Annotated in this window: 29 protein-coding genes; 19 read left to right on the forward strand and 10 right to left on the reverse strand. The window is 68.8% G+C overall.

The window, feature by feature from the left end:
* Window positions 1–3 precede the first annotated feature (3 nt).
* The 6 genes from BM004_RS04695 (at window position 4) to BM004_RS04720 (ending at window position 5344) form a co-directional block, all read left to right on the forward strand.
* Window positions 4–855 carry a SirB1 family protein gene (locus BM004_RS04695; RefSeq protein ID WP_093124248.1) on the forward strand — a complete coding sequence of 284 codons (852 nt, stop codon included), beginning with the start codon at window positions 4–6 and terminating at the stop codon, window positions 853–855.
* Complete coding sequence (locus tag BM004_RS04700; RefSeq protein ID WP_093124251.1) at window positions 855–1283, forward strand: bleomycin resistance protein; 429 nt, start codon at window positions 855–857, stop codon at window positions 1281–1283. The genes BM004_RS04695 and BM004_RS04700 overlap by 1 nt, the downstream gene beginning before the upstream one ends.
* A 149-nt stretch (window positions 1284–1432) precedes the next feature.
* Window positions 1433–1864 (forward strand): YciI family protein, encoded by a 432-nt coding sequence (locus tag BM004_RS04705; protein ID WP_093211546.1) that lies wholly within the window; start codon window positions 1433–1435, stop codon window positions 1862–1864.
* A 55-nt stretch (window positions 1865–1919) separates the two neighbouring features.
* A complete protein-coding gene (locus BM004_RS04710) occupies window positions 1920–2345 on the forward strand; it encodes a YciI family protein (protein ID WP_093211548.1) in 426 nt (141 codons plus the stop codon).
* 4 nt (window positions 2346–2349) lie between these two features.
* Window positions 2350–3642, forward strand: a complete 1293-nt coding sequence (locus BM004_RS04715) for an RNA polymerase sigma factor (protein ID WP_093211550.1) — start codon at window positions 2350–2352, stop codon at window positions 3640–3642.
* Window positions 3643–3694: 52 nt separating this feature from the next.
* Window positions 3695–5344 carry a M14 family metallopeptidase gene (locus BM004_RS04720; RefSeq protein WP_177206348.1) on the forward strand — a complete coding sequence of 550 codons (1650 nt, stop codon included), beginning with the start codon at window positions 3695–3697 and terminating at the stop codon, window positions 5342–5344.
* A gap of 6 nt (window positions 5345–5350) precedes the next feature.
* Here the strand turns inward: BM004_RS04720 and BM004_RS04725 are convergent, their stop codons facing one another.
* The 5 genes from BM004_RS04725 to purM all read right to left on the reverse strand — a co-directional run bounded on the left by BM004_RS04725 (window position 5351) and on the right by purM (window position 9853).
* Window positions 5351–6382 carry a GlxA family transcriptional regulator gene (locus tag BM004_RS04725; RefSeq protein ID WP_093211554.1) on the reverse strand — a complete coding sequence of 344 codons (1032 nt, stop codon included), beginning with the start codon at window positions 6380–6382 and terminating at the stop codon, window positions 5351–5353.
* Window positions 6316–6984, reverse strand: a complete 669-nt coding sequence (locus tag BM004_RS04730; RefSeq protein WP_093211556.1) for a DJ-1/PfpI family protein — start codon at window positions 6982–6984, stop codon at window positions 6316–6318. The genes BM004_RS04725 and BM004_RS04730 overlap by 67 nt, the downstream gene beginning before the upstream one ends.
* Window positions 6981–7541, reverse strand: a complete 561-nt coding sequence (locus BM004_RS04735; RefSeq protein WP_093211558.1) for an isochorismatase family protein — start codon at window positions 7539–7541, stop codon at window positions 6981–6983. Before BM004_RS04735 ends, BM004_RS04730 begins: the two co-directional genes overlap by 4 nt.
* 132 nt (window positions 7542–7673) lie before the next feature.
* On the reverse strand, window positions 7674–8765 hold the full coding sequence (locus BM004_RS04740; protein ID WP_093124269.1) for an AI-2E family transporter: 1092 nt from the start codon (window positions 8763–8765) through the stop codon (window positions 7674–7676).
* Window positions 8766–8812: 47 nt separating this feature from the next.
* Complete coding sequence (purM, locus tag BM004_RS04745; RefSeq protein ID WP_093124272.1) at window positions 8813–9853, reverse strand: phosphoribosylformylglycinamidine cyclo-ligase; 1041 nt, start codon at window positions 9851–9853, stop codon at window positions 8813–8815.
* Window positions 9854–10013: 160 nt separating this feature from the next.
* Between purM and hda the strand changes: the two genes are divergently transcribed.
* The 5 genes from hda (at window position 10014) to BM004_RS04770 (ending at window position 14910) form a co-directional block, all read left to right on the forward strand.
* A complete protein-coding gene (gene hda / locus BM004_RS04750; RefSeq protein ID WP_256219780.1) occupies window positions 10014–10700 on the forward strand; it encodes a DnaA regulatory inactivator Hda in 687 nt (228 codons plus the stop codon).
* Window positions 10701–10727: 27 nt separating this feature from the next.
* Window positions 10728–12380, forward strand: coding sequence for a polynucleotide adenylyltransferase PcnB (gene pcnB, locus BM004_RS04755; RefSeq protein WP_093211560.1), 1653 nt, complete (start codon window positions 10728–10730; stop codon window positions 12378–12380).
* Window positions 12377–13102 (forward strand): 2-amino-4-hydroxy-6-hydroxymethyldihydropteridine diphosphokinase, encoded by a 726-nt coding sequence (gene folK, locus BM004_RS42455; protein ID WP_371268838.1) that lies wholly within the window; start codon window positions 12377–12379, stop codon window positions 13100–13102. Before pcnB ends, folK begins: the two co-directional genes overlap by 4 nt.
* Window positions 13103–13240: 138 nt before the next feature.
* Entirely contained in the window at window positions 13241–13885 is a 645-nt protein-coding gene (locus tag BM004_RS04765; RefSeq protein ID WP_012746613.1) for a DUF47 domain-containing protein, read from the forward strand.
* Window positions 13886–13899: 14 nt separating this feature from the next.
* A complete protein-coding gene (locus tag BM004_RS04770; protein WP_093211562.1) occupies window positions 13900–14910 on the forward strand; it encodes an inorganic phosphate transporter in 1011 nt (336 codons plus the stop codon).
* Window positions 14911–14953: 43 nt separating this feature from the next.
* Here BM004_RS04770 and BM004_RS04775 read toward each other — a convergent pair whose 3' ends face one another.
* Both BM004_RS04775 and BM004_RS04780 read right to left on the reverse strand, forming a co-directional pair.
* Window positions 14954–15400: a TM2 domain-containing protein gene (locus tag BM004_RS04775; RefSeq protein WP_093124281.1), complete on the reverse strand. Its 447-nt coding sequence runs from the start codon at window positions 15398–15400 to the stop codon at window positions 14954–14956.
* A 37-nt stretch (window positions 15401–15437) separates the two neighbouring features.
* Window positions 15438–15962, reverse strand: a complete 525-nt coding sequence (locus BM004_RS04780) for a GNAT family N-acetyltransferase (RefSeq protein ID WP_093211564.1) — start codon at window positions 15960–15962, stop codon at window positions 15438–15440.
* 180 nt (window positions 15963–16142) lie between these two features.
* Between BM004_RS04780 and rpsP the strand changes: the two genes are divergently transcribed.
* The 8 genes from rpsP (at window position 16143) to BM004_RS04820 (ending at window position 22311) form a co-directional block, all read left to right on the forward strand.
* Complete coding sequence (rpsP, locus tag BM004_RS04785) at window positions 16143–16406, forward strand: 30S ribosomal protein S16 (RefSeq protein WP_093124286.1); 264 nt, start codon at window positions 16143–16145, stop codon at window positions 16404–16406.
* Between the two features lie 15 nt (window positions 16407–16421).
* Window positions 16422–16976, forward strand: coding sequence for a ribosome maturation factor RimM (gene rimM, locus BM004_RS04790; RefSeq protein WP_093124289.1), 555 nt, complete (start codon window positions 16422–16424; stop codon window positions 16974–16976).
* A gap of 16 nt (window positions 16977–16992) precedes the next feature.
* Window positions 16993–17739 (forward strand): tRNA (guanosine(37)-N1)-methyltransferase TrmD, encoded by a 747-nt coding sequence (gene trmD / locus BM004_RS04795; protein ID WP_093211566.1) that lies wholly within the window; start codon window positions 16993–16995, stop codon window positions 17737–17739.
* Window positions 17740–17849: 110 nt separating this feature from the next.
* Window positions 17850–18227, forward strand: a complete 378-nt coding sequence (rplS, locus tag BM004_RS04800) for a 50S ribosomal protein L19 (RefSeq protein WP_093124295.1) — start codon at window positions 17850–17852, stop codon at window positions 18225–18227.
* A gap of 163 nt (window positions 18228–18390) precedes the next feature.
* Window positions 18391–19110: a CoA pyrophosphatase gene (locus BM004_RS04805; RefSeq protein ID WP_093212025.1), complete on the forward strand. Its 720-nt coding sequence runs from the start codon at window positions 18391–18393 to the stop codon at window positions 19108–19110.
* Window positions 19111–19162: 52 nt separating this feature from the next.
* Complete coding sequence (locus BM004_RS04810; protein ID WP_093124300.1) at window positions 19163–20164, forward strand: CobD/CbiB family protein; 1002 nt, start codon at window positions 19163–19165, stop codon at window positions 20162–20164.
* A 16-nt stretch (window positions 20165–20180) separates the two neighbouring features.
* A complete protein-coding gene (gene hisC / locus BM004_RS04815; protein WP_093124303.1) occupies window positions 20181–21272 on the forward strand; it encodes a histidinol-phosphate transaminase in 1092 nt (363 codons plus the stop codon).
* Between the two features lie 13 nt (window positions 21273–21285).
* Complete coding sequence (locus BM004_RS04820) at window positions 21286–22311, forward strand: hypothetical protein (RefSeq protein WP_093124305.1); 1026 nt, start codon at window positions 21286–21288, stop codon at window positions 22309–22311.
* Window positions 22312–22320: 9 nt separating this feature from the next.
* Here BM004_RS04820 and rsgA read toward each other — a convergent pair whose 3' ends face one another.
* From rsgA to BM004_RS04835, 3 genes are read right to left on the reverse strand one after another with little or no spacing between them, the layout of a single operon-like run.
* Window positions 22321–23274, reverse strand: coding sequence for a ribosome small subunit-dependent GTPase A (rsgA, locus tag BM004_RS04825; protein WP_093124308.1), 954 nt, complete (start codon window positions 23272–23274; stop codon window positions 22321–22323).
* 12 nt (window positions 23275–23286) lie between these two features.
* Window positions 23287–23643: a 4a-hydroxytetrahydrobiopterin dehydratase gene (locus BM004_RS04830; RefSeq protein ID WP_093124310.1), complete on the reverse strand. Its 357-nt coding sequence runs from the start codon at window positions 23641–23643 to the stop codon at window positions 23287–23289.
* 25 nt (window positions 23644–23668) lie between these two features.
* On the reverse strand, window positions 23669–24928 hold the full coding sequence (locus tag BM004_RS04835; RefSeq protein ID WP_093211568.1) for a M48 family metallopeptidase: 1260 nt from the start codon (window positions 24926–24928) through the stop codon (window positions 23669–23671).
* Window positions 24929–24960: the final 32 nt, after the last annotated feature.

The following is a 24960-nucleotide window of genomic DNA, read 5'->3' on the forward strand; positions in this document are numbered from 1 at the left end:
CACATGACGTTCAGCTTTCAGCTTCCCACCGCACTGGAATATTTCGAATCGCTCGTGAGCAGCGACGAACACTTTCCGCTGCTCGAAGCCGCCGCCAGCCTCGCGCAGGACGAATACCCCGAGCTCGACGTGCAGCAGGTGCTGGGCGACGTCGACCAGCTGCTGGCACGCCTGAAGCGCCGCCTGCCCCCCGACGCCGCCCCGCTGGCCCGCCTGCGCGCGCTGAACCAGTTCTTCTTCAACGACCTGAACTTCGGCGGCAACGTCAACGACTACTACGACCCCGACAACAGCTACCTGAACGCCGTGCTGCGCACCCGCCGCGGCATTCCGATCTCGTTGGCCGTGCTGTGGATGGAGCTGGCGCAGGGCCTGGGCCTGCAGGCGCGCGGCGTCGGGTTCCCGGGGCATTTCATGCTGAAGGTGACGCTGCCCAAGGGGCAGGTGGTGATCGACCCGTTCACCGGCAAGTCGCTCTCGCGCGAGGAGCTGGGCGAGCGGCTGGAGCCCTACAAGCGCAGCAACGGGCTGGTGGGCGACTTCGATGTGCCGCTGGGCCTGTACCTGCAGCCGTCCAGCCCGCGCGAGATCATCGCGCGCATGCTGCGCAACCTGAAGGAAGTGCACCACGCGCAGGAAGACTGGCAGCGCATCATCGCGGTGCAGGACCGCCTCGTCGTGCTGCTGCCCACCGCCTGGGGCGAGTACCGCGACCGCGGCACGGCGCATGCCGAGCAGGGCAACACCGCGCAGGCCGTGCGCGACCTCGAGACCTACCTGGCGAACGCCGACGACGCGCTGGACATCGACACGGTCGCCGAACGCGTCGCCGCCCTGCGCCGAATGGCCAACTGATGAGCGCCAAGGCCGGTGTGAGCCCGGCGCCCGACCTGGGCACCCTGCATGAATTCCATGGCGTGCAGCCGGTGCTGCCGGTGTCGGACGTCTCGCGCGCGGCGCGCTGGTTTCGCGACGTGCTGGGCTTCGAACTCGACTTCATCGCCGGAGAACCGCCCAGCTACGCCCGCGTGAAGAAGGGCGACCGCAGCTACGGCGACCCGGTCTACCTGCGGCTGTGGCAATGCAGCGCGCGCGACGCCAGGCCTTGGCGCGGCGAGATCGTGATCCACGTGGGCAAGGACATCGACGGCCTGCATGCCGCCTATGTGAAGCGCGGCGTCACGGTCATCGAGCCGCCCGTGTCGCAGCCCTGGGGCTTGCGCGAATTCGCGATCCGCGAGCCCGATGGCCACGTGCTGCGGTTTTGCGCCGACCTGTCCTGACCGGCCGGGCACGCCGGCTCTTGAAACAAAAAATTACAAACAGATCGATGCACCCGTGTCGATCCGGCATCCGCTCGCGCGACGTGTGAACAGGAGCAGGCAACTTCAAGACGCCGCTTCCAACCTCATCAACCTTCAGGAGAAACGACATGCGATTCATGATTCTGGTCAAGGCGAACAAGGATTCCGAAGCCGGCGCGATGCCCAGCACCGAAATACTCACGGCCATGGGCAAGTTCAACGAAGAACTGGTCAAGGCCGGCGTGCTGCTGGCCGGCGAAGGCCTGCACCCCAGTTCCAAGGGCGTGCGCGTGCGCTGCGAAGGCCCGACCAGGCGCACCGTCATCGACGGCCCGTTCGCCGAAACCAAGGAGCTGCTGGCCGGCTTCTGGCTGTTCCAGGTGAAGTCGAAGGAAGAAGCCATCGAGTGGATCAAGCGCAGCCCGTTCCAGGAAGGCGAGATCGAGATCCGCCAGGTGTTCGAAGCGGCCGACTTCGGCGACGCGATGACGCCCGAGCTGCTCGCGCAGGAAGACCGCCTGCGCGCCGAGTCCGAGGCCCGCGCCAAGGGCGGCAACTGAAGACGCCGCCGCACGGCGACCGAACCCCACGCGAGCGAACCCCAGGAGACACACCATGCGATTCATGCTGCTGATGATTCCCCACGGCTACGAGAGCGCCCCGCCCGGCACCATTCCCGACGACGTCGACGCGGTCTCGGCCATGATGGCCTACAACGAGTCGATGCAGAAGGCCGGCGTGCTGATCAGCTGCGACGGCCTGCACCCGCCCTCGATGGGTGCGCGCGTGAGCTTCAAGGACCGCAAGCCCAAGGTGGTCGACGGCCCGTTCGCCGAGGCCAAGGAAGTGCTGGGCGGCTTCTGGGTGATCGACGTGCCTTCGCGCGCCGACGCCATCGAATGGGCCACGCGCTGCCCGGGCGGCGACAACGAGGTGATCGAGGTGCGCCAGATCCAGGAATTCGACGACTACCCGGCCGACGTGCAGGCGGTGACCGCCGAGTTCGCCTCGATGCAGACCGTCAGGAAGACCGGGGCCTGAGCCCGTGGCCCGCGAGGACGCCATCCACCGCACCCTGGAGGCGGTGTGGCGCATCGAGTCCGCGAAGATCATCGCCACCGTCGCGCGCATGGTGCGCGACGTGGGCCTGGCCGAAGAGCTGGCGCAGGACGCGCTGGTCAGCGCCCTCGAGCAATGGCGTGAATCCGGCGTGCCCGACAACCCCGCCGCCTGGCTCACCGCGGTGGCCAAGCGCCGCGCGCTCGACCGCCTGCGCCACCGGCAGCTGACCGAGCACAAGGCCGGCGAGATCGGCCGCGAGCTCGACGCGCAACACGACATCGCGCAGGCCGACTTCGCCGACGCGGTCGATGCGGCGCTCGACGACGACATCGGTGACGACCTGCTGCGGCTGGTGTTCACCGCCTGCCACCCGGTGCTGTCGACCGAGGCCCGCGTGGCGCTCACGCTGCGGGTGATGGGCGGCCTCACCACCGACGAGATCGCGCGTGCCTTCCTCGTGCCCGAGGCCACCGTGGCGCAGCGCATCGTGCGCGCCAAGCGCACGCTGGCCGAGGCGCGCGTGCCCTTCGAGGTGCCGCGCCGCCACGAGCTGGAGGCACGGCTCGCGTCGGTGCTCGAGGTGATCTACCTGGTCTTCAACGAGGGCTACTCGGCCACCGCGGGCGACGACTGGATGCGCCCCGCGCTGTGCGAGGAAGCGCTGCGCCTGGGCCGCATCGTGGCCGAGCTGGTGCCCGGGGAGGCCGAGGTGCACGGCCTCGTGGCGCTGATGGAAATCCAGGCCTCGCGCACCGCCGCGCGCGTGGGCGCCTCGGGCGAGCCGGTGCTGCTGCTCGAGCAGAACCGCGCGCGCTGGGACCAGCTGCTGATTCGCCGCGGCCTTGCGGCGCTGGCGCGTGCCGAGTCGCTGGGCGGCGCGCTCGGCCCCTATGCGCTGCAGGCCGCCATTGCCGCCTGCCACGGCCGCGCGCGCACCGCCGGCGAAACCGACTGGGCCCGCATTGCCGCGCTGTACGACGCGCTGGCCGAACTCGCGCCGTCGCCCATCGTCGAGCTCAACCGCGCGGTGGCGCTGTCGATGGCCTTCGGGCCGGCCGCCGGGCTGGAGGTGGTGGACCCGCTCATGGACGAGCCCGCGTTGAAGGGCTACCACCTGCTGCCGACCGTGCGCGGCGACCTGCTGTTCAAGCTCGGCCGCCGCGACGAGGCGCGCCGGGAGTTCGACCGCGCCGCCGCGCTCACGCGCAACACGCGCGAGCGGGCGCTGCTGCTGGCGCGTGCGCGGGCCTGCAGCAGCGAACCGTCCGCCGAGTGAACTGAACGTTCGCTGAACCGCTGGCCGGCCCGCCGCGTGGAAAATGCGCGCCATGCCCCGCGCCTTCCTCCTCCGACACCGGCCGCTGTGCGTCTTCGGCCTTGCGCTGCTGGCTGCGGCTTCGGCCCACGCCCAGTTCGATCCCGCCAAGGCATGGGTCGAGCCGCCGGCCATCGCCGCGCGCTTTCCGGACCCGCCCGTGAGCTACGCCACGCCGGGCTTTCGCGAGGGGCGCACCGACTTCGCTTCGCACGCCGAAGTGCAGGCCTTCCTGAAAGAGCTGGCGCGCCAGTCGCCGCATGTGCGCGTCGAGCGGCTGGGGGTGTCGCAGCAGGGCCGCGAGATGTCCGTGGTGCTGCTGGCCGACGAGGGCCGCATCGACCCGGCGCGCCCCACGGTGATGGTGATCGGGCAGCAGCACGGCAACGAGCCGGCCGGCGGCGAGGCCGTGCTGGCGCTGGCGCAGCAGTTCGCCGGCGAGCCGGGCGCGGCGCTGCTGAAAAAGGTCAATCTGGTGCTGGTGCCGCGCGGCAACCCCGACGGCGCCGAGCAGTTCACCCGCGTCACCGCCAACGGCATCGACGTGAACCGCGACCACCTGCTGCTGCGCACGCCCGAGGCGCGCGCGCTGGCGGCCGCCACCTTGCGCTACAAGCCGCAGGTGGTGCTCGACCTGCACGAGTTCACCGTGGGCGGGCGCTGGATCGAGAAGTTCGGCGCGGTCATGAAGTACGACGGCCTGCTGCAGCCCGCCACGGTCGGCAACCTCGATGCCGCCATTGCCGCGAGCGCGCAGCGCGACTACGTCGACGCCGTGCAGGCCGCCTTCACGCAGGCCGGCCTGGAGGGCTTCAAGTACCACACCACCTCGGGCGGCAAGGCCGACGACCGCAGCGTGTCGATGGGCGGCGTGCAGCCCGACACCGGCCGCAACGTGAGCGCCCTGCACCAGGCCGTGAGCCTGCTGCTCGAGGTGCGCGGCGTGGGGCTCGGCCGCGCGCATTTCGCGCGCCGCGTGCACACGCAGGTGCTGGCCGCCACCACGGTGATCGAGACCGCCGCGAAGCAGGGCCCGGCGCTGGTGCAGCTCACGGCCCAGGCCGGCCAGCGCGCCAGTGCCGAGGCCTGCCACGGCGACGTGGTGGTCGAGGCCTGGCAGACGCCCGCGCGGCAGCGGCTCGATTTTCTCGACGCGAAGACCGGGGAAGACAAGCCGGTCGACGTCGACTGGCGCGCCGCCGAGCCGCTGAAGATCGCCAACGCGCGCCCGCGTCCCTGCGGCTACCTGCTCGCGGCCAGCGAGAGCGTGGCCGTGCAGCGGCTGCAGATGCTGGGCGTGCGCGTGGAGCGCATCGGCAACGCCGCGCCGTGGCCGGTGGAGCGCTACGAGGTGCTGTCGCAGAACGACGGCCGGCGCCAGGACGCGCGCGGCGCCATCGAGGACGGCGAGGCGATCCGCGCCTTCCGCGTGCGGCTGCGCCCGGGGCGCGCGGTGGTGCCGCCCGGCAGCTTCTACGTGCCGCTGGCGCAGCCGTTGTCGCCGCTGGTGAGCGCGGCGCTGGAGCCCGATTCGCAGAACAGCTATGCGGCCAACCGGCTGCTGGAGATCGGCGGCGACAAGCTGCTGCGCGTGCCCGGGCCCGCACCGGCGGGCGTCGTGAGCCCCCCAGGCCCCGTGAGCTCCACGGGTGCAGGGCACTGAGCGCGGTCAGGCGGCGGGCATCGGGCTCGCCTCCGACGGCGAGCCCGGCAGGCCGAACTGGTGCCACGCGCGGCGCAGCTGCGTGTCCGAGCCGAAGCCCGACTGCTCCGCCGCCCGCGTGACGCTGGCGCCCGAGGCCAGCGCGAGCTGCGCCGTGGCCAGCCGCAGCCGGCGCAGGTAGGCCAGCGGCGCCACGCCGGCATGCTCGACGAACAGCCGCGTGAGGTGCCGCGCCGAGGTGTGCGCCACCTCGGCCATGCGCGGCACGCTCCAGTCGGCCTGCGGTTGCTCGCTCACGGCGTCCTGCACGCGGTGCAGCGCGGCATGCAGGTGGTTGCGGTAGGCCAGGAAGGGCGACAGCTCCGGGTCGTGCGGGCCGCGGCGCAGCGCCACCACCATGGTCTGCGCGACCTGCGCCGCCAGCGCTTCGCCACACAGCTCGGCGATGCGGTGCAGCACCAGGTCGATGCCGGTCGTGACGCCCGCGCTGCTATACACGGGCGGGTCGATCACGAACACGCGGTTGCTGACCACGTCGCAGCGCGGCTCCACGGCGCGCAGCTCGCCCAGGTGATGGTGGTGCGTGGTGGCGCGCCGGCCCGCGAGCGCGCCGGCATGCGCGGCCAGCACGGCGCCGGCGCAGACGGTCACCAGCTCCAGCCGGTCGCGCTCGAAGCGCAGGCCGCGCAGCCAGTGCAGCAACTCTTGCGCTTCGGGGTTGTCGGTGGCGATGGCGTCGCCGGGCAGGCCCACCAGCACCACCCAGCCGGGGCCGTTCCACTGCGTGGGCAGCGGCGCGAGGCCGGAAATCGCGACGCCGACCGAACTCATGGAGGTTGGCCGCGGGCTCGCGAATTCGATGGCGAAGCGCTCGGGCTGGCCCATGGCGCGCAGCCGCTGGTTGGCGATGCGCAGCGCCTCGGCCGGCCCGGCCCAGTCGAGCACCAGGCTGCCGGGCAGCAGCACGAAGACTACGCGGATGGGTGCGCGGGCGGGGAGGTGGGGTGTGCGGGGGAGGTTCGGGGTTCTCGGGTCCATGCGTAGTCCATCTGGCGCGCGGTGCGCTCGGCCAGTTCGCGCCCGGCCAGCCGCTCGACCAGGTGCAGGCTCATGTCGATGCCGGCGCTGATGCCCGCCGAGCTCACGATGCGGCCGTTGTCGACCCAGCGCACGCCGTCGCGCACGTCGAGCGCGGGGAACTGCGCGCGCAGGTCGGCAATGTCTTCCCAGTGGGTGGTGACGGCGTCGGTCGTCACCACGCCGCTGGCGGCCAGCAGGAAGGCGCCGGTGCACACCGAGGCGACCACTTGCGCGCCCGCGGCCTGCGCGGCGATCCAGCGCAGGGTGGCGGGGCTGGCGAGCGGCGCGTCGACCACGCCGCCGGGGACGATGAGCACATCGGCCTTGGGGCTGTCGGCCAGCGTGTGGTCGGCCAGCAGCTGCAGGCCGGCGCGCGCCCGCACCGGCTGGCCGTGCGCCGCTTCGGCGACGGAAGCCACGGCGAACGGGGCGGCCGAGCCGGGCTGCAGGCGGCCGGCGACGCGGCTGGCGGTGGTGAACACCTCGAAGGGGCCGGCGAAGTCGAGCGCCTCGACGCCGTCGAAAGCCAGGATCGAGACGCGCAGCGTGGCGCCGCTCATGCCACGGCCCGCTCGAGCGCCTGCGCCACGGTGCACACGGTGGCGAAGCGGCCCTGCAGCACGGTGGCGGTGCGCGCCTTGATGTCGGCGGCCGACAGCGGCTTGCCGTCGGGCTGCAGCATGTCGAAGGTGAGCGTGGCGTCGAGCACGTAGTCGACCTCCCAGCCCAGGTCGGAGGCGTGGCGCGTGGTGGTCTCGCAGCACTGCTCGGTGCGGATGCCGCTCACGATCAGCCGGCCGATGCCGTTCTGCGTGAGCCAGACGTCGAGCCCGCTGTTCACCAGCGCGCTGTGGCGGTGCTTGGTGAAGGTGGCCGCGGCCGCGAAGTCGGCGAGGCCGCCGATGGGGCGCACATGGCCCGATTCGCGCGCGAAGGGGTTGCTGGCGTCGGAGGGCTCGTCGGTGTGGAAGACCCGCACGATCGGCACGCCGGAGGCGGCGCAGCCCGCGATCAGGGCGTTCTGCTGGGCCAGGTAGGCGCTGCCCAGGGCTTCGTTCCAGTACGCGCGCTGGCGGAACGATTCCTGGGCGTCGATCACAATCAGACAGGTTTTCATGGCGGGGCTCGCGGCGGCAAAGTGGATGATGCCCGCTATTCTTCTGCGTTACCAGCCCATGGACCGCTCGGGAGCGGACCAGAATCGATCAGATCCGGACATCGGGCCCTGCTCGCCTCGCCCGCCTGCCCGTCAGACCAGCGAAGCCGCCTGCAGCTCTTTCTTCAGGTACGCGTAGTACAGCGGCGCCGCCACCAGGCCGGCCGGGCCGAACACCGCTTCGGCCACGAACATCACGGCCAGCAGCTCCCACACGCTCATCTGCGTGCGCGCGCCGACCACCTTGGCGTTGATGACGTACTCGGCCTTGTGGATCACGATCAGGAAGATCAGGCAGGCCGCAGCCGTCACCGGCGACACCGACAGCCCCACCAGCGTGATGACCGAGTTGCAGACCAGGTTGCCCACGATCGGCACCAGGCCGGCCAGGAAGGTGAGGGTGATCAGCGCCGGCGTGTACGGCAGGTGCGCGCCCCACATCGGCATGAGGAACAGCAGGAAGACGGCGGTCAGCAGCGTGTTGAAGGCGGCGATCCAGAACTGCGCCGCCACGATCTGGCCGAAGGCTTCGCCGAAAGTCTGCACGCGCTGGTGCAGCTGCTCGGCCAGCGGCAGGCGGCGCAGCGGCGTGTGCGACACGGCGGCCAGCGCGCCGACGATCAGCCCCACGTAGGAAAAGAGCAGCCCGTGCAGCCAGGCACGCCCCGCCATGGCCAGCGAACCGGCCTGCGCGCGCAGGTAGTTGGCGATCACGCGCTGGATTTCGGCGGCGCCCTCGGGCAGGTAGGCCGCGATCTCGACCGGCAGCTTGGAGCGCAGCTCGAGCACCGTGCGCGCGGTGTAGTCGAGCAGTTCGCGGTACTGGTCGGGCGCGTCGACGATGTATTCGCGGGCCTGCGACAGCGCCAGCGTGAGCAGCGCGATGGGGCCCAGCAGCACGACGATGACGGCCAGCACGTTGGCCCACCCCTGGGCGCGCGCGGGGCGTTTGTTCAGCGCCGGCATGCGCAGCAGGCCGCCGCCGAGCACGCGGGCGAACCAGCGCGTGGCCAGGAAGCCGATGCACACGCACAGCAACCCCGGCAGCAGGTGTTCCCACATCACCAGCAGCAGCGCCGCCAGCATCAGCAGGTAGCTTGCGACCATCACGCCGCGCGAGGCGGTGGGGCGGTGGATGGGAGCCGCCGTCAGGGCGGGGTTGATGGGTTGCGGCTTCTTGGCCATCCGGGCGGTGCTTGCTCTGCTCAATAAGTGGACGGAGCAGCCGGCGCTCAGCCGACGATCACCGCGGCGCCTTCGCCGCGCGCGGCGATCACGCCGATTTCATGTACCGATTCGCCGGCGGCGCGCAGCGTGGCGGCGCAGGCGGCGGCTTCGGCCGCATCGATCACCACCACCATGCCGATGCCGTTGTTGAAGGTGCGGTTCATCTCGATGTCGTCGATGCCGGCCACCTTCTGCAGCCAGGCGAACAGCTCGGTCTGCGGCCAGCTGCCCTTTTTCAGGTGGGCGGCCGTGCCTTCGGGCAGCACGCGCGGGATGTTCTCGAGCAGGCCGCCGCCGGTGATGTGGGCCAGCGCCTTGATCGGGTGCTTGGCCAGCGCCTCGAGCACGGGCTTCACGTACAGGTGGGTGGGCTCCATCACGGCTTCGCGGAAGGGCTTGCCGTCGAGCGTGGCGGGCAGGTCGGCGCCGGCACGTTCGATCACCTTGCGCACCAGGCTGAAGCCGTTGGAATGCACGCCGGCCGAGGCCAGGCCCAGCACCACGTCGCCAGGCTTCACGTTCTGGCCCGTGAGGATCTTCGACTTCTCGACCGCGCCGACCGCGAAGCCCGCCAGGTCGTACTCGCCGGCCGGGTACATGCCGGGCATTTCGGCGGTTTCGCCGCCGATCAGCGCGCAACCGGAAATTTCGCAGCCGCGGGCGATGCCGCCGATGACGGCGGCGGCCGTTTCCACGTCCAGCTTGCCGCAGGCGAAGTAGTCCAGGAAGAACAGGGGCTCGGCGCCTTGCACCAGCACGTCGTTCACGCTCATGGCCACCAGGTCGATGCCGACCGTGTCGTGCATGTTCCATTCGAACGCCAGCTTGAGCTTGGTGCCCACGCCGTCGGTGCCGCTCACCAGCACCGGCTCCTTGTAGCGCTTGGGCACCTCGAACAGGGCGCCGAAACCGCCGATGCCGGCCAGCACGCCTTCGCGCAGGGTCTTCTTGGCCAGCGGCTTGATGCGGTCGACCAGGGCGTCGCCTGCATCGATGTCGACACCGGCGTCCTTGTAGCTGAGGGGGGTGGGCGTAGGGGAAGTCATGGGTGGTCGAGGTCGGGAAGGACGCGAAAAGCCGCGAAAGGACGCGAAAGAACGCGAATAGTAGGAGCTGAAGGGGTCGCCGGTAACCATGGTGGCCGGCCCGATAGAATTCCTCACGATTTTAAGGGCCCTCGCGGCCCCCTCCATGAACCTTCCCGGGATGAAACAGCTCGCGCTCGATATCGGCATTGCGACGGGCCCCAGCTTCGACGCCTTTTTTGCCGGCCCCAACGAGGCGGCGCTGCGCCATCTGCAAGTGTGGGTGGGCGGCGCCGGCAGCCCTGCGCTGCACTCGCCGGTGCCGACCTATCTGTGGGGCGACGGCGGCAGCGGCAAGACCCATCTGCTCGAATCGGTGCGTGTCGCACTGCGCGAGCAGGGCGCCAGCGTGGGCTGGCTGCACGCCGGCCTGCTGGAGCCGCCCGAGTTCGACGAGCGCTGGGGCGCCGTCCTGCTCGACGACGTGCACCTCTACACCGCCGTGCAGCAGCACGCGGCCTTCAACTGGTTCGTCAACGCACAGACCCTGCAGCGCGGCGTGGTCGCCGCCGGCGCCTTGCCGCCGGCCGACCTGCCGCTGCGCGAAGACCTGCGCACCCGCCTCGGCTGGGGCCATGTCTTCCACCTGCACGTGCTGAGCGAAAGCGAACGCCGCGCGGTGCTGCGCCAGGCCGCCGACGCGCGCGGCGTGATGTTGTCCGACGATGTGCTCGACTACATGCTGCACCGCTTCAGCCGCGACCTCGGCAGCCTGATGGAGCTGCTCACGCAGCTCGACGGCTATGCCCTGCAGACGCAACGCGCGATCACCATTCCGCTGATCCGCTCCATGCTCGAGAACGAATAAAAGAGCGAACAAGGCTTCCAACCAACAATGATCAAGAAATTCATCGACAAGCTGCTCGGCAAGTCCGCCGGCGGCACACAGGGCGCGAGCCGTTTCGGCAAGCGCCAGGAGGTGCCGGCGGAGGTCCACAAGATCGATCCGGCCCTGGTCGACGAACGCGCGAAGAACGTGGTCACCACGCTGCAGCAGGCCGGCTACGAGGCCTACGTGGTGGGCGGCGCGGTGCGCGACCTGCTGCTGGGGCTGCGCCCCAAGGACTTCGACGTGGCCACCAACGCCACGCCCGAGCAGGTGAAGTCGCTGTTTCGCCGCGCCTTCATCATCGGGCGGCGCTTTCGCATCGTGCACGTGGTGTACGGGCGCGGCCGCGAACATGAGGTGATCGAGGTCTCGACCTTCCGCGCCTACATGGACAACACCGCCGCCGAGCAGGTGTCGGGCAACGAGCGCACCAGCAAGGGTGAACTGGCGAGCATGAAGCACGCCGTGGACGCCAGCGGCCGCGTGCTGCGCGACAACGTCTGGGGCCCGCAGGAAGAAGACGCGGCGCGCCGCGACTTCACCGTGAACGCCATGTACTACGACCCGGCCAACCAGGTGGTGGTGGACTATCACAACGGCATCAAGGACGCGCAGAAGCTCACGCTGCGCATGATCGGCGACCCGGCCACGCGCTACCGAGAAGACCCGGTGCGCATCATTCGCGCCATCCGCTTCTCGGCCAAGCTCGCGGCCCTGGGCTTCAAGATGGAAGCCAAGACGGCGGCGCCGCTGATCGAGTCGAGCAAGCTGCTGGCCGACGTGCCGCAGAGTCGCCTGTTCGACGAAATGCTCAAGTTGTTGCAGACCGGCCACGCCATTGCCACCATCGAGCAGCTCAACAAGCTCGGCCTGGTACGCGGCATCTACCCGCTGCTCGACGTGGTGGTGGAGCGCGCCGACCAGCCTTTCGTGAAGGCCGCCCTGCAGGACACCGACCGCCGTGTGGGCGAAGGCAAGCCCGTGGCGCCCAGCTTCCTGCTGGCCTGCGTGCTGTGGGCCGACGTGCGCGACGGCTGGGCCCAGCGCCAGGAAGGCCGCCACGGCCAGCGCGCGCAGCCACCGTTCCCGGCGCTGCAGGACGCCATCGACGACGTGTTCAATTCGCGCATCGGCGACGTGTCGGGCCGCGGCAAGCTGGCCGCCGACATGCGCGAGATCTGGATGATGCAGCCGCGCTTCGACAAGCGCACCGGCTCCACGCCCTACAGCCTGGTCGAGCAGGCGCGCTTTCGTGCCGCCTTCGACTTCATGCGCCTGCGCGCCGACGTGGGCGAGGTGGGCGAGGCGATTGCCGAGTGGTGGCAGGAATTCAGCACCGCCGACGACGTGCGCCGCCAGGACCTGCTGGAGCAGGTGCGCGAAGAGCAGAAGGTGCGCCAGCGTGTGCGCGTGCGCGAGACGGCGCCGCCGCCCAAGGCCCCCGCCAAGCCGCGCGGCGAACCGGCCATGCGCCTGCATGACGCCGACGCCAGCGCCAACTCCGAGACCGAGCAGGACGACGAGCTGGAAGTCGAAGCCGGCGCCGTGCCGCCCGATGGCGAAGCCGTGCCGCGCAAGCGCCGGCGCCGCCGCAAGCCGCGTCCCGCGGGAGGTGGCAGTGGCGGTGGTGAGGGCGGCGGGAGCGCCGAAGGCGCATGAGCGCGTCCGACAAGCCGAAGGACGGCAAGAAAAGCATCGCCCCCCAGGGGAAACCGTCGCGTGAAGCAGCCGGCAAGCCGGCGGGCGCACGGCCTGCGGGTGCGAAGTCCGCGGGCGCCAAGCCTGCAGGAATCAAGCCCGCAGGAGCTAAACCCGCAGGACTTAAACCTGCGGGTGCCAAGCCCGCGGGTGCCCGGGGCGCGCCGCCTGCGCGCCGCGCGCCCAGCCGGGGCCCCAGCCGCGTGCGCGAGGACTATCCGACCGTGCAGGCCTTCGTCGCCATCGGCGCCAACCTCGGCGACGCCGAAGCGGCCGTCAAGGCGGCCATGGACGCGCTGGGCGCATTGCAGCGCACGCAGGTCACGGCCCGCTCGTCGCTCTATCGCAGCGCGCCGGTCGATGCCACCGGCCCCGATTTCATCAATGCCGTGGTGGCCCTGCGCACCGGCCTGGACGCCGAGCAGCTGCTCATCGCCATGCAGCGCCTGGAGACGCAGGCCGGCCGCGAGCGGCCGTTCCCCAATGCGCCGCGCACGCTCGATCTCGACTTGCTGATGCACGGCAACTCGGTGATCGACACGCCCACGCTGACCCTGCCGCACCCGCGCATGCGCGAGCGCGCCTTCGTGCTCAAGCCGCTGGCCGAGATCGCACCCGACAAGGTGCCGCGCGTGGCGCTGTCGCGCGTGTCGGGCCAGGTCATCGAACGCATCCGGAACTGAGCGCCGTCGACGATCGGCCGCACGGCGGGAACCCCGCCGGCGCGGTGCGGGTTCGCCCTCCCATTACACTTGTGCGGTTTTTCACGACCCTGTCACACGCCTGTGGCAGGGCGAGACCCGAGATTCCAGGAGAGCGCCATGTTCGGCAAGCTGCTGCCCCGCGAGGGGAATTTTTTTGAGATGTTCAACCAGCACGCCGAGCGCATCGTCGAGGCGGCGCGCGCGTTCGAGCAACTGGTGGCCAACTACAGCGACGTGCACCTGCGCGAGCAGTACAACCGCGACGTCGACAACGCCGAGCGCGCGGCCGACCGCGTGACGCACGACGTCAACCGGCTGATCCACAAAACCTTCATCACGCCCATCGACCGCGAGCAGATCCACAAGCTCATCAACACGATGGACGACGTGGCCGACCTGATCCAGGACTCGGCCGAGACCATGGCGCTGTACGACGTGCGCCACATGACCGACGAGATCGTGCGCCTCACGGCCCTGAGCGTGAAGTGCTGCGACCGCCTGAAGGACGCCGTGAAGTTCCTCGGCAAGATCGCCGACCCGGCCGTGGCCGAGGCCACGCTGAAGACCTGCGAGGAAATCGACCGCCTCGAGTCGGACGCCGACCGCGTGATGCGCAGCGCCATGAGCAAGCTGTTCCGCGAGGAGCCCGACGTGCGCGAGGTGATCAAGCTCAAGGCGATCTACGAGTTGCTCGAGACGATCACCGACAAGTGCGAGGACGTGGCCAACGTGATCGAGGGCATCGTCCTCGAGAATTCCTGAGCGGGTAGCGACCGATGGCAACGGTACAGGTCGCCCTCTGGGTGGTGGTGGTGCTGGTCGCGCTGGCGATCCTGTTCGACTTCATGAACGGGTTCCACGACGCCGCCAATTCGATTGCGACGGTGGTCTCCACCGGGGTGCTCAAGCCCGGGCAGGCCGTGGTGTTCGCGGCCTTCTTCAACCTGGTCGCGATCTTCATCTTCCACCTGAGCGTGGCCGCCACCGTGGGCAAGGGCATCGCCCAGCCCGGGGTGGTCGACGTGCACGTGGTGTTCGGCGCGCTGGTGGGTGCCATCAGCTGGAACCTGGTCACCTGGTACTACGGCATTCCGAGCAGCTCGTCGCACGCGCTGATCGGCGGCATCGTGGGCGCGGTGATCTCCAAGACCGGCACCGCCGGCCTCGTGGCTTCCGGCATCTGGAAGACGGTGGCGTTCATCTTCGTGTCGCCGCTGCTGGGCTTCCTGCTGGGCTCGATGATGATGGTCGTGGTGGCCTGGGGCTTCCGGCGCGCCACGCCGTCGCGCGTGGACCGCTGGTTCCGCCGGCTGCAGCTGGTGTCCGCGGGCGCGTACAGCCTGGGCCACGGCGGTAACGACGCACAGAAGACCATCGGCATCATCTGGATGCTGCTGATCGCCACCGGCTACGCCTCGGCCAGCGACGCGAACCCGCCGACCTGGACCATCGTGAGCTGCTACGCCGCGATTGCGCTGGGCACCATGTTCGGCGGCTGGCGCATCGTGAAGACGATGGGCCAGAAGATCACCAAGCTCAAGCCCGTGGGCGGCTTCTGCGCCGAGACGGGCGGGGCGCTGACGCTGTTCCTGGCCACCGCGCTGGGCATTCCGGTGTCGACCACCCACACCATCACCGGCGCCATCGTCGGCGTGGGCTCCACGCAGCGCGCGAGCGCGGTGCGCTGGGGCGTGGCGGGCAACATCGTGTGGGCCTGGATCTTCACGATCCCGGCCTCGGCTTTCGTGGCGGCGATTGCCTACTGGATCAGCCTGCAGGTCTTCTAAAGACCTTCGCCGGTGCTGATCGGGGCCGATCGCGGCCCATCCGCTACTGCGAAATCTTCCGGCCCTCTTCGATCTGGTGCTCGAAGTAGCGCTGGAAGCTGAACACGATGCTGGCCATCAGGATCGTGCTGCCGAAGAACAGGGCCAGCACCACCGCGCCGATGGTGAACCAGTTCGTCTGGCCGGGCGCCGCGTCTTCCGGCGCGCTCGTGTTGAAGCGGGCATTCCATTTCTCGGGCGTCATCAGCCCGTAGACGATGGCCATCAAGGCGCAGCCTGCGATGGTGAAGCCCAGCAGCGGAATCAGCGCCCAGCTCAGGCCGTCGTCCACGCCGTACATGCGCACGCGCTCGATGCCGTAGACGCCCAGCGCCGTCGGAATCGGCAGCAGCCAGCCGAGCCAGTCGCCCATGCCTCGCAGGTAGAAGCGGTGCAGGCCGAGCGGGCCGCCCAGGAAGGAGAGCCAGGCGGCGGTGGTCTTGTTTTTCATTCGGGAATCAGTCGGTGCCATTCGGCGTCATTCGGCTTCATTCGGGTTTGGTGGTGCTGCCTTCGCCGAGCATCTTTTCCATCAGCACGACGTCGCGCCATTCGCCGAACTTCCAGCCGCAGTCTTTCAGCACGCCCACGTGCGTGAAGCCCTGGCTGCGGTGCACGCCGACGGAGCCGGCGTTGGCCGAGTCGCCGATCACCGCGATCAGCTTGCGCACGCCCACCGCTTCGGCGGCCTGCGACAGCGCTGCCAGCAGCTTGGCGCCCAGACCCTTGCCGCGCGCTGACTCCGACATGTAGATCGAGTCCTCGGCCGAAAAACGGTAGGCCGGGCGCGGCTTGAACCAGTTGCAGTAGGCAAAACCCAACACTTCGCCATTTTCTTCGGCCACGAAATACGGCAGATTTTTGGCCAGTACGTCGGCGCGGCGGGCGGCCATGTCGGTGGGGGAAGGAGGCTCCGTTTCGAAGGTGCCGGTGCCGTGCAGCACGTGGTGGGCGTAGATGGCGGTGATGGCTGCAACGTCTTCGTCGCGACTGGGGCGCAGGGTGAGGGGCATGCGGATGAAAGCAGGTGGCGCGAGGCCGAAATTCGGAGGAAACGCTTGTCGGGCTATAATCGCGGGCTTTTCAGCGTGTCGCTGGCCGGGTGGCCATGTCGCGTGTCTCGACGCTGGAAGAACATTGTGAGCGGGCCTCTTCTTCATCCATAAGGCCTGCTGACCACCCAAGGATAAATCATGGTCGTCATTCGACTCTCCCGCGGCGGCTCCAAAGGCCGTCCGTTCTTCAACATCGTCGTGTCGGACAAGCGCGTTCGCCGCGATGGCCGTTTCATCGAGCGCCTGGGTTTCTACAACCCGACCGCCAAGGAAAACGAAGAAAGCATCCGTATCGCCCAGGACCGCCTGGCGTACTGGAAGAGCGTCGGCGCACAAGCTTCGCCCACCGTTCTGCGCATCATCAAGCAAGCTGCTTCGGCAGCTCCCAAGGCGGCGGCTTAAGCCGGCCGCACGGCGATGTTGCCTGCCCTCGAAACCGCCGAATTGCCGGCGGACGCGATTGAAGTAGGGCGCATCGCCGATGCCTGGGGCATCAAGGGCTGGTTCAAGGTCCTGCCCCACAGCGCCCAACCCGAGGCGCTCTTTTCTTCCAAGCGTTGGTTCCTGCAGGCTCCCGGAGCCTCGGCAAGCAGCGCTTTCAGGCTCGCGATCCGCGAAGCCAAAGAACATTCCGACTGCATCGTCGCCACGTCCGACGACGTGCCCGATCGCAATGCGGCCGAAGCATTGCGCGGCGCGCGCGTGTTCGTGCCGCGCTCGAGCTTCCCCACGGCCGGCGACGACGAGTACTACTGGGTCGACCTGATCGGCCTGTCGGTGGTCAACCGCGAAGGCGTCGTGCTCGGCGCGGTGCGCGAGCTGCTCGCCACCGGCCCGCAGACCACGCTGGTGCTCACTGCCGAGCAAGACGGCAAGGCCATCGAGCGCATGGTGCCTTTCGTCTCGGTCTTCGTCGACAAGGTCGACCTGCCCGGCCGCCTGATCACGGTCGACTGGCAACCCGAATACTGACCGGCGACCGCGCGGCATGCGCTTCGACGTTCTCACGCTGTTTCCCGAGCTGTTCGCGCCTTTCATGGCCAGCGGCGTGACGCGCCGTGCCTACGAATCGAAGCAGGTCGAGGTCGTGCTGTGGAATCCGCGCGACTTTGCGCAGGGCAACTACAAGCGCGTGGACGACCGGCCGTTCGGCGGCGGGCCCGGCATGGTCATGATGGCCGAGCCCTTGTCCGACTGCCTCGATGCGGCGCTCGCGGCACGCGGCTCGCAGGCGCCCGTCGTGTTGTTCTCGCCCATCGGCGAGGCGCTGCGGCACGAGGCGGTCGAACGCTGGTCGGCCAGCGAAGGCGCGGTGCTGGTCTGCGGCCGCTATGAAGGCATCGACCAGCGTTTCATCGACACCCGCGTTACCCACCAGATCAGCCTCGGCGACTTCGTGCTGTCCGGTGGCGAAATCGCGGCCATGGCGCTGCTCGACGCCGTGGCGCGCCTGCAGCCCGGCGTGCTCGGCGACGAGGCCAGCCACGTGCAGGACAGCTTCAATCCTGCGCTGGACGGCCTGCTCGACTGCCCGCACTACACGCGGCCCGAGCAGTGGAACGGGCAGGGCGTGCCGGCGCCGCTGCTCTCGGGCCACCATGCGCAGATCGAGCGCTGGCGGCGCGACCAGCGCCTGGCCATCTCGGCCGCGCGGCGGCCGGAACTGATCGACGCAGCCCGTGCAGCGGGCCGTCTTGGCAAGGCCGATGAGGCCGCGCTGAAAAAAAAGCTATAATCGGCGGTTCCCCGATCCTCTGCCCGGCCGCGCCGGTCTCTTCAGCGATCCGTCGTTGAAAGCCCAAGGCGCCTTTTGTGTAGCCCGACACGATCGACTATCAGGAAATCATGAACCTCATCCAGACCCTCGAGCAGGAAGAAATTTCCCGCCTCGGCAAGACCATTCCCGATTTCATGCCTGGTGACACGGTCATCGTCAGCGTGAACGTCGTCGAAGGCACCCGCAAGCGCGTGCAGGCCTACGAAGGCGTCGTGATCGCCAAGCGCAACCGTGGCCTCAACAGCGGCTTCACCGTGCGCAAGATCTCCAGCGGCGAAGGCGTGGAACGTACGTTCCAGACCTACAGCCCGCTGATCGCCGGCATCGAAGTCAAGCGCCGTGGCGATGTGCGTCGCGCCAAGCTGTACTACCTGCGTGAACGCAGCGGCCGCTCGGCACGTATCAAGGAAAAGCTGCCGAGCAAGTCGACGGCTGCTGCCAAGTAAGCAGTCCTGTCGTGCACAAAAAGCCGCCGCTCTGGCGGCTTTTTGCATTGGCGCTGCGCACGGCACCGAACGCCAAAAGACAGCGCCGCATTTTTACGCTCTACTCCCTACCTGTCCCGCCCGCGGGCCGCTTCCTCTCTTGACCCACACCGCCGCCGCCGCCATGCAACCCGTTCCCGTCGAACCCGTCAATGCCGTGGTGCCGCCCACGCTGCTGCAGTTCGACCCGCGCGAGGCGCCGTTCGTGGACGGCAGCGACGGCTTGCCCGCGGTAGCGGCCGACCAGCTGACGGCGCAGGCCCTGCGCGCACGATTCGCCACGCCGCCGGCGTGGACCCCCGAGCTGCGCCGCGAGCCCAACATGGTCGACCGCCCGCCCGCGCTGGCCGCCGTGCTGGTGCCGATCGTGCAACGCCCGCAGGGTGCGACCGTGCTGCTGACCGAGCGCACCACGCACCTGTCGAACCACTCGGGGCAGGTCGCGTTTCCGGGCGGCCGTGTCGATCCGGAAGACGCCAACATCGCCGCGGCCGCACTGCGCGAGGCGTGGGAGGAGGTCGGTCTTTCGGCGCAGTACATCGAAGTGCTGGGCAGCCTTCCGACCTACACCACGGTGACTTCGTTCATCGTGACGCCGGTGGTCGCGCTGGTGCAGCCCGACTTCGAGCTCACCATCAATCCCTATGAGGTGGCCGAGGCCTTCGAGGTGCCGCTGGCCTGGCTCATGGACCCCGCCAACCACCGCCGCCATTCCGTGAGCGCGGTCGACGGCCGCCGGCGCGAGTGGTATTCGATGCCCTACCAGGACGGGCCCGACGAACGCTTCGTCTGGGGCGCGACGGCCGGCATGCTGCGCAATCTCTACCGCTTCCTCGCCGCCTGAGTCTCTTGCGAACGGCGCCTGAACCTTCAAGCGCTCTCGCTATCATCGAAGGATGAGCTTCTTTGCCATCCTGTGCGCGTTGCTGATCGAGCAGGTGCGCCCGCTGGGCCCGCGCAATCCCGTGTACGGCGGTGTCCTGGCGTGGACGCGCTGGACCAGCCGCAACTTCGACGCGGGCAAGCCGCATCACGGATGGATCGCCTGGGGCCTCGCGGTGTTCGTGCCAACCCTTCTTTCGCTGGGCATCCACTGGCTGCTGGTGCTCACGCTCGGCCTTCCTTTTGCGGTGCTCTGGAGCATCGCGGTGCTCTACGTCACGCTCGGCTTCCGGCAGTTCAGCCACCACTTCACCGACATCCGCGACGCGCTCGACGAACGCGACGAGCCGCTCGCGCGCTCGCTGCTCGCGCACTGGCAGGGTGTGGATGCGGCCGATCTGCCGCGCAGCGAAATCGTGCGCCATGTCATCGAGCATTCGGTGATCGCCGCGCACCGCCACGTGTTCGGCGTGCTGGCATGGTTCTCGATCGTCGCGGCCATCGGCCTGGGTCCCGCGGGCGCGGTGTTCTACCGCATGAGCGAATTCGTCTCGCGCTACTGGGCGCACAAGAACGGCGCCGCGCTGCAGCCCTCGAGCGCTTCCGCGCAGGAGGCCGCGGACCGCGCATGGCATGCGATCGACTGGCTGCCCGCGCGCATCACCGCGCTCGGCTTCGCGGTGGTCGGCAGCTTCGAAGAGGCGATCGATTGCTGGCGCAACGACGCGCAGCGCTTTCCCAACGAGAACGACGGCGTGATCCTCGCGGCCACGTCGGGCGCGGTGAACGTGCGCCTTGGCGGCGGTTCGCTGCGGCCGATCCCGGTGGCCGACCCGCTGCCCCGTGCCCAGGCCGGCGAACCGGTGGCCGACGGCAGCCGCTTCGACAGCGGCAGCACGCCCGGCCGGGAGCCCGAGCCCGCCCACTTGCGCAGCGTCGTGGGCCTGGTCTGGCGTTCGGTCGTGATGTGGATGGTGCTGCTGGCCTTGCTCACGCTGGCTCGCCTGCTGGGCTGAGCGAAGGAACAACCCCATGACCCACCCCGTGCCGGCTTTCTGGAGCCCGCGCATCGCCGCGCTCGAGCCCTACGTGCCCGGCGAGCAGCCGCGCATCGCCAACCTCGTCAAGCTCAACACCAACGAGAACCCGTACCCGCCGTCGCCCGTCGCGGTCGAGGCCATCCGGCGTGCCGCCGAGAGCGGCCTGGAGCTCTATCCCGACCCGACCTCGCTCGCGCTGCGCGAAGCGGTCGCGCGCCGGCACGGTCTCCAGCCCGAGCAGGTGTTTGCCGGCAACGGCTCCGACGAAGTCCTTGCGCACGCCTTCTTCGCGTTCTTCCAGCAAGCCGAGCCGCTGCTGATGCCCGACGTGAGCTACAGCTTCTACAAGGTCTATGCGCAGATCTACGGCATCGCCTGCGAGCTGCAGCCGGTGGACGAGGGCCTGCGCATCGACGTCGACGCCATCGCGGCGCGTGCCCGCAACGGCTGCGCGGGCATCGTGATCGCCAACCCGAACGCGCCGACCGGCATCGGCCTGCCGCTCGCGCGCATCGAGCAACTGCTCGACGCTTGCCCCGACCGCGTGGTGCTGGTCGACGAGGCCTATGTCGATTTCGGCGGCCAGAGCGCGCTGCCGCTGGTCCACAGGTATCCCAACTTGCTGGTGGTGCAGACCCTCTCCAAGGCGCACGCACTGGCCGGCCTGCGTGTCGGCTTTGCCTGCGGCCAGTCGCACCTGATCGACGCGCTCGTGCGCGTCAAGGACAGCTTCAATTCCTACCCGATCGACCGGCTGGCCTCGGCCGGTGCGGTGGCCTCGCTGGACGACGAGGCGTGGTTCCGCAGCACCTGCGCCAAGATCGCCGACACCCGAGAAGGCCTCGTGCTGCAACTTGAAGACCTGGGCTTCGAGGTGCTGCCTTCGCAGACCAATTTCGTTTTCGCGCGCCATCCGCAGCGCGATGCCGCCGAGCTGGCGGCGCTGCTGCGCGAGCGCGCGGTGCTGGTGCGGCACTTCAAGCAGCCGCGCATCGCGCAGTACCTGCGCATCAGCATCGGCACGCGCGAGCAATGCAGCCTGCTGGTGCAGCACCTGCAGGACATTCTTGACCCCGCCTCCTGAAAGACCCCCGGCAATGACCACCCCCGACTCCGATCCGCGCGCAGCGGCCTGTGCAGGCTTCTGGCAAGCGGTGAGTGCCGAGATCGACAACTTGCGCACGCTGCCGGCCCACGACCTGGTGCAAGCGCTCAACGCGTTGCTGCAGCCCCTCTTTCCGCGGCTGGCTGCCGAGGTGGCCGGAGATCCGCCCGCCTTCAAGCTCGTGCTGACCGCGCATGGCTCGATGGACGACTTCGGCGACGTGATGGCGCTGGCGCAGAGCAGCCCCGCGCTCGCCCCGATCGAGGTGGAGGCCTTCCGCCAGCGCGCGAACGACAGTTTCGCGATCCGCATGGACGGCTTCGAGCTGGCGAGCGCCGACATTCTTGTGAAGCACGAACCGTACGACGGCCTGGTGGCGCTGGAAATCGGCTTCGCCAAGCCGATTCCCATGGACATGCAGGACCACGCGCGCCACATGAGCCTCATCATGCTCGACCACATCCTGGGCGAGTACGACACCGCGGTGAAGGTCGGTCCGGTCGACTATGTCGATGCGGGCGACAGCGAGGGTTTCGACGGCGTGCCGCTCGATGGCTTCGCGCCCGTGTTCGATGCCTTCTGGCGCGACGACCTTGGCCACACCGGTGTGTTCCCCATGGGCGAGCACGCCTGGTCGGGCCTGAGCGCCACGCGCGAGGCTGCGGACGGCAGCGAGGTCGAGGTGGTCGTGATGCGCAACGACTCCGCCACCGCGCTGCTGGGCCGCGCAGACCTCGGCCACCGGCTGTCGGCGGCGATGCCGGTGGAGTCGGGCGAGGAGCTGGAAGAGGCCCGCCTCTACGAAGACCGGCTGACCGCGCTGCTGCAGAAACACGAAGAAGGCTGCTGCACGCACGTCGTGCTGGAGGAGGGCGTTCGCACCGTTCACTTCCAGGTGGCCGATGAGGCTGCAGCGATCACGCACGCGCAATCGCTGCAGGAAGACATGGACCTGCCGGTGACGCTGGACCTGGTGTTCGACCCGACGTGGAGGTCGTACCGGATCTGGCTGCGCTGAAGCGCGGCCTCAGTACCGCTTCTGGCTGAGCTCGGCGAACAGCTCGCCGTAGATCTTGTAGCGGCTCGGGCTGATGGCACCGGGCGCGCCGGCCGTTCCCACGTTCGCGATCACGCCGCAGCCCGGCTCGTGCAGGTGCGTGCAGTTGTAGAACTTGCAGTCGCCCATGTGCTCGGCGATGTCGGGCATCAGGCCGGCGAGCTGCATCGGCTCGATGTGGTTCAGGCCGAATTCCTGGAAGCCCGGCGAGTCGATCAGGCCCGTGGTGCGGGCTGCGTCGATCCAGTACCAGGTGGTGCTCGTGGTCGTGTGCTTGCCTGAATTCAGCGCCTGCGAGATCTCCTGCGTGAACGCGGTGGCGCCGGGCACCAGCAGGTTGGTCAACGTGCTCTTGCCCGCGCCCGACGGCCCGAGCACCAGCGTCGACTTGCCGGCGAGCAGCTTCATCAGCGACGCGTAGTCGGCTTCGCCCGAGGCCTTGAGCGACAGCGGCAGCACGCCGTGGTGCATGCGCCGGTAGGGCGCCAGCTTGGTCCAGGCGCGCTCGAAGGGCTCGACCAGGTCGCTCTTGTTGAGCGCAATGATCGGCGTGATGCGTTCGGCTTCGGCCGCGATCAGCGCGCGCGCCAACTGGTGTTCGGAGAACTCCGGCTCGGCCGCGATGAGGATCAGCACGTGGTCGAGGTTGGCCGCGAACGACTTGGTGCGGATCTCGTCCTGCCGGTAGAACAGGTTGCGCCGCGGCAGCACCTGCTCGATGGTGCCTTCGTCCTCGCTGGCCTGCCAGTGCACGCGGTCGCCGACCACGGCCTGGCTCTTCTTGCCGCGCGGATGGCAGATGCGCCGTTCGCCGTCGGGCGTCTCGACGATGCAGTGGCGCCCGTGGCTGGCAATGACCAGGCCTTCCTGGAGGTTCTTCGCGGCGGTGGCCGCGGAAGCGGCGGCGCGGCCCGGCTTAGCCAAGGGCGTGTTCCGTCATGCGGCGGCGCCGGGGGCGGCGACCAGTGCGTCGGCCTGACGGGCGCAGTCGAAGTCGGTGACCGAGAGGCCGCCCACGTCGTGCGTGTTGAAGCGCACCACGCAGCGGTTGTAGTGCACCGACAGGTCGGGGTGGTGGTCTTGCGTGTGCGCCACGAAGGCCAGCGCGTTCACGAAGGCGATGGTCTCGAAGTAGTTGGCGAAGGTGAAGGTCTTCTCGACGGCGACGTCTGCGCCGTCGCCGGTGAGCTTCCAGCCGTCGAGGCGCGCCAGGCTCGCCACGATCTCGGTGGCGCTCAGCGCCTTGCGGGGAGGAAGATTCTTCCAGTCTTTGGGCTTGAACATGCTGCTCATGGTGGGCTGCTTTGGAGGTGAGGGGTCATGCCGCGGCCATGTGGGCCAGGCGCTCGGATATGGGAGGGTGCGAGTAGTAGAACTTGACGAACACGGGGTCGGGCGTGAGGGTGGCGCCGTTGTCCTTGTACAGCTTGAGCAGCGCAGCCGAAAGTGCGGTGCTGCTGGTTTGCGCCACTGCGTAGGTGTCGGCTTCGAATTCGTTCTTGCGCGACAGCTGCGAGAACATCGGAGCGATGAAGAAGCTGAAAACCGGCACGGCCAGCATGAACAGGAGCAGCGCCAGGGCATTGTTCGGGGCCGTCATGTCGGGCCGCACACCCAGCCCCGCATAGAACCAGACCTGTGTCGAAACCCAGCCCAGCAGTGCGAATGCCGGCAGGTTCAGAAGACATGTCATCACGAGGCTTTTCCAGAGATGCCGGTGCTTGAGGTGGCCCAGCTCGTGTGCCAGCACAGCTTCCATCTCGGCGGCGTCCAGTTGGCTCAGCAGCGTGTCGTAGAACACCACGCGTTTACTGACGCCGAAACCGGTGAAGTAGGCATTGGCGTGCGCGCTGCGCGTGCTGCCGTCCATCACGAACAACCCCTTGAATGCAAAGCCGCAGCGCTTCAGGAGGGCCATCACGCGCGTTTGCAGCACGGGGTCGTCGAGCGGGGTGAACTTGTTGAACCAAGGGGCGATGAAGAGGGGATAGATCACCTGCAACAGCAGCAGAAAGAACGTGAGCGCGCCCCAGGCCCACAGCCACCACATCGGGCCGGCCGCGGCCATCAGCCACAGGATCAGTGCTGCGAACGGGAGGCCCAGGGCCGCGCCCACCACGGTCCACTTGGCCGTATCCAGCAGCCAGAGCTTGACGGTCATCCGGTTGAAGCCAAAGCTCTCTTCGAGCTTGAAGATCCGCCAGAGCGAAAAGGGAAGTCCGAGCAGGCCGCCGATGGCCGCAAAGGAGGCGATGAGCACAATCTGCTGCAGCATCCCACCGCCCATCCAGGCCAGCAGGAGCTTGTTGAGCAAGTCGAGTCCGCCAAGCAACGTCCAGCCTAGAAGTATTGCTGCGCTGACGGCCATCTCGATGATGTTGAGCCGGGTCTTGGCGGCGGTGTAGTCGGCAGCCCTCTGGTGCGCAGCCAGCGTGATGCTCTGCGCAAAACCGGCCGGCACGGCGGCGCGATGCCGTGCCACATGGCGCATCTGCCTGGATGCCAGCCAGAACTCCACGATCAAGCCCGCAACCAGCGCAATGGCGAAAGCTGCAGTAAAGATGAGCGAATAGGACATAAGGCGGCGAGTTTAGCCCTCGGTATCTGGCG

It is taken from the genome of Variovorax sp. OK212, from assembly GCF_900112425.1.
In the GTDB taxonomy this organism is placed as follows: domain Bacteria; phylum Pseudomonadota; class Gammaproteobacteria; order Burkholderiales; family Burkholderiaceae_C; genus Variovorax.

What these genes read in the sequence shown, in the direction of transcription:
- rimM (WP_093124289.1), top strand. Translation starts at nt 16,422, where the DNA reads ATGTTGCCTGCCCTCGAAACCGCCGAATTGCCGGCGGACGCGATTGAA.
- BM004_RS04775 (WP_093124281.1), bottom strand. Translation starts at nt 15,400, where the DNA reads ATGAAAAACAAGACCACCGCCGCCTGGCTCTCCTTCCTGGGCGGCCCG.
- BM004_RS04730 (WP_093211556.1), bottom strand. Translation starts at nt 6,984, where the DNA reads ATGAGCGGCGCCACGCTGCGCGTCTCGATCCTGGCTTTCGACGGCGTC.
- BM004_RS04740 (WP_093124269.1), bottom strand. Translation starts at nt 8,765, where the DNA reads ATGGCCAAGAAGCCGCAACCCATCAACCCCGCCCTGACGGCGGCTCCC.
- BM004_RS04830 (WP_093124310.1), bottom strand. Translation starts at nt 23,643, where the DNA reads ATGAGCAGCATGTTCAAGCCCAAAGACTGGAAGAATCTTCCTCCCCGC.
- BM004_RS04835 (WP_093211568.1), bottom strand. Translation starts at nt 24,928, where the DNA reads ATGTCCTATTCGCTCATCTTTACTGCAGCTTTCGCCATTGCGCTGGTT.
- BM004_RS04810 (WP_093124300.1), top strand. Translation starts at nt 19,163, where the DNA reads ATGAGCTTCTTTGCCATCCTGTGCGCGTTGCTGATCGAGCAGGTGCGC.
- pcnB (WP_093211560.1), top strand. Translation starts at nt 10,728, where the DNA reads ATGATCAAGAAATTCATCGACAAGCTGCTCGGCAAGTCCGCCGGCGGC.
- BM004_RS04770 (WP_093211562.1), top strand. Translation starts at nt 13,900, where the DNA reads ATGGCAACGGTACAGGTCGCCCTCTGGGTGGTGGTGGTGCTGGTCGCG.
- rpsP (WP_093124286.1), top strand. Translation starts at nt 16,143, where the DNA reads ATGGTCGTCATTCGACTCTCCCGCGGCGGCTCCAAAGGCCGTCCGTTC.
- hda (WP_256219780.1), top strand. Translation starts at nt 10,014, where the DNA reads ATGAAACAGCTCGCGCTCGATATCGGCATTGCGACGGGCCCCAGCTTC.
- BM004_RS04725 (WP_093211554.1), bottom strand. Translation starts at nt 6,382, where the DNA reads ATGGACCCGAGAACCCCGAACCTCCCCCGCACACCCCACCTCCCCGCC.
- trmD (WP_093211566.1), top strand. Translation starts at nt 16,993, where the DNA reads ATGCGCTTCGACGTTCTCACGCTGTTTCCCGAGCTGTTCGCGCCTTTC.
- BM004_RS04710 (WP_093211548.1), top strand. Translation starts at nt 1,920, where the DNA reads ATGCGATTCATGCTGCTGATGATTCCCCACGGCTACGAGAGCGCCCCG.
- BM004_RS04720 (WP_177206348.1), top strand. Translation starts at nt 3,695, where the DNA reads ATGCCCCGCGCCTTCCTCCTCCGACACCGGCCGCTGTGCGTCTTCGGC.
- hisC (WP_093124303.1), top strand. Translation starts at nt 20,181, where the DNA reads ATGACCCACCCCGTGCCGGCTTTCTGGAGCCCGCGCATCGCCGCGCTC.
- purM (WP_093124272.1), bottom strand. Translation starts at nt 9,853, where the DNA reads ATGACTTCCCCTACGCCCACCCCCCTCAGCTACAAGGACGCCGGTGTC.
- BM004_RS04820 (WP_093124305.1), top strand. Translation starts at nt 21,286, where the DNA reads ATGACCACCCCCGACTCCGATCCGCGCGCAGCGGCCTGTGCAGGCTTC.
- BM004_RS04765 (WP_012746613.1), top strand. Translation starts at nt 13,241, where the DNA reads ATGTTCGGCAAGCTGCTGCCCCGCGAGGGGAATTTTTTTGAGATGTTC.
- BM004_RS04735 (WP_093211558.1), bottom strand. Translation starts at nt 7,541, where the DNA reads ATGAAAACCTGTCTGATTGTGATCGACGCCCAGGAATCGTTCCGCCAG.
- BM004_RS04780 (WP_093211564.1), bottom strand. Translation starts at nt 15,962, where the DNA reads ATGCCCCTCACCCTGCGCCCCAGTCGCGACGAAGACGTTGCAGCCATC.
- BM004_RS04705 (WP_093211546.1), top strand. Translation starts at nt 1,433, where the DNA reads ATGCGATTCATGATTCTGGTCAAGGCGAACAAGGATTCCGAAGCCGGC.
- BM004_RS04805 (WP_093212025.1), top strand. Translation starts at nt 18,391, where the DNA reads ATGCAACCCGTTCCCGTCGAACCCGTCAATGCCGTGGTGCCGCCCACG.
- rplS (WP_093124295.1), top strand. Translation starts at nt 17,850, where the DNA reads ATGAACCTCATCCAGACCCTCGAGCAGGAAGAAATTTCCCGCCTCGGC.
- folK (WP_371268838.1), top strand. Translation starts at nt 12,377, where the DNA reads ATGAGCGCGTCCGACAAGCCGAAGGACGGCAAGAAAAGCATCGCCCCC.
- BM004_RS04695 (WP_093124248.1), top strand. Translation starts at nt 4, where the DNA reads ATGACGTTCAGCTTTCAGCTTCCCACCGCACTGGAATATTTCGAATCG.
- BM004_RS04700 (WP_093124251.1), top strand. Translation starts at nt 855, where the DNA reads ATGAGCGCCAAGGCCGGTGTGAGCCCGGCGCCCGACCTGGGCACCCTG.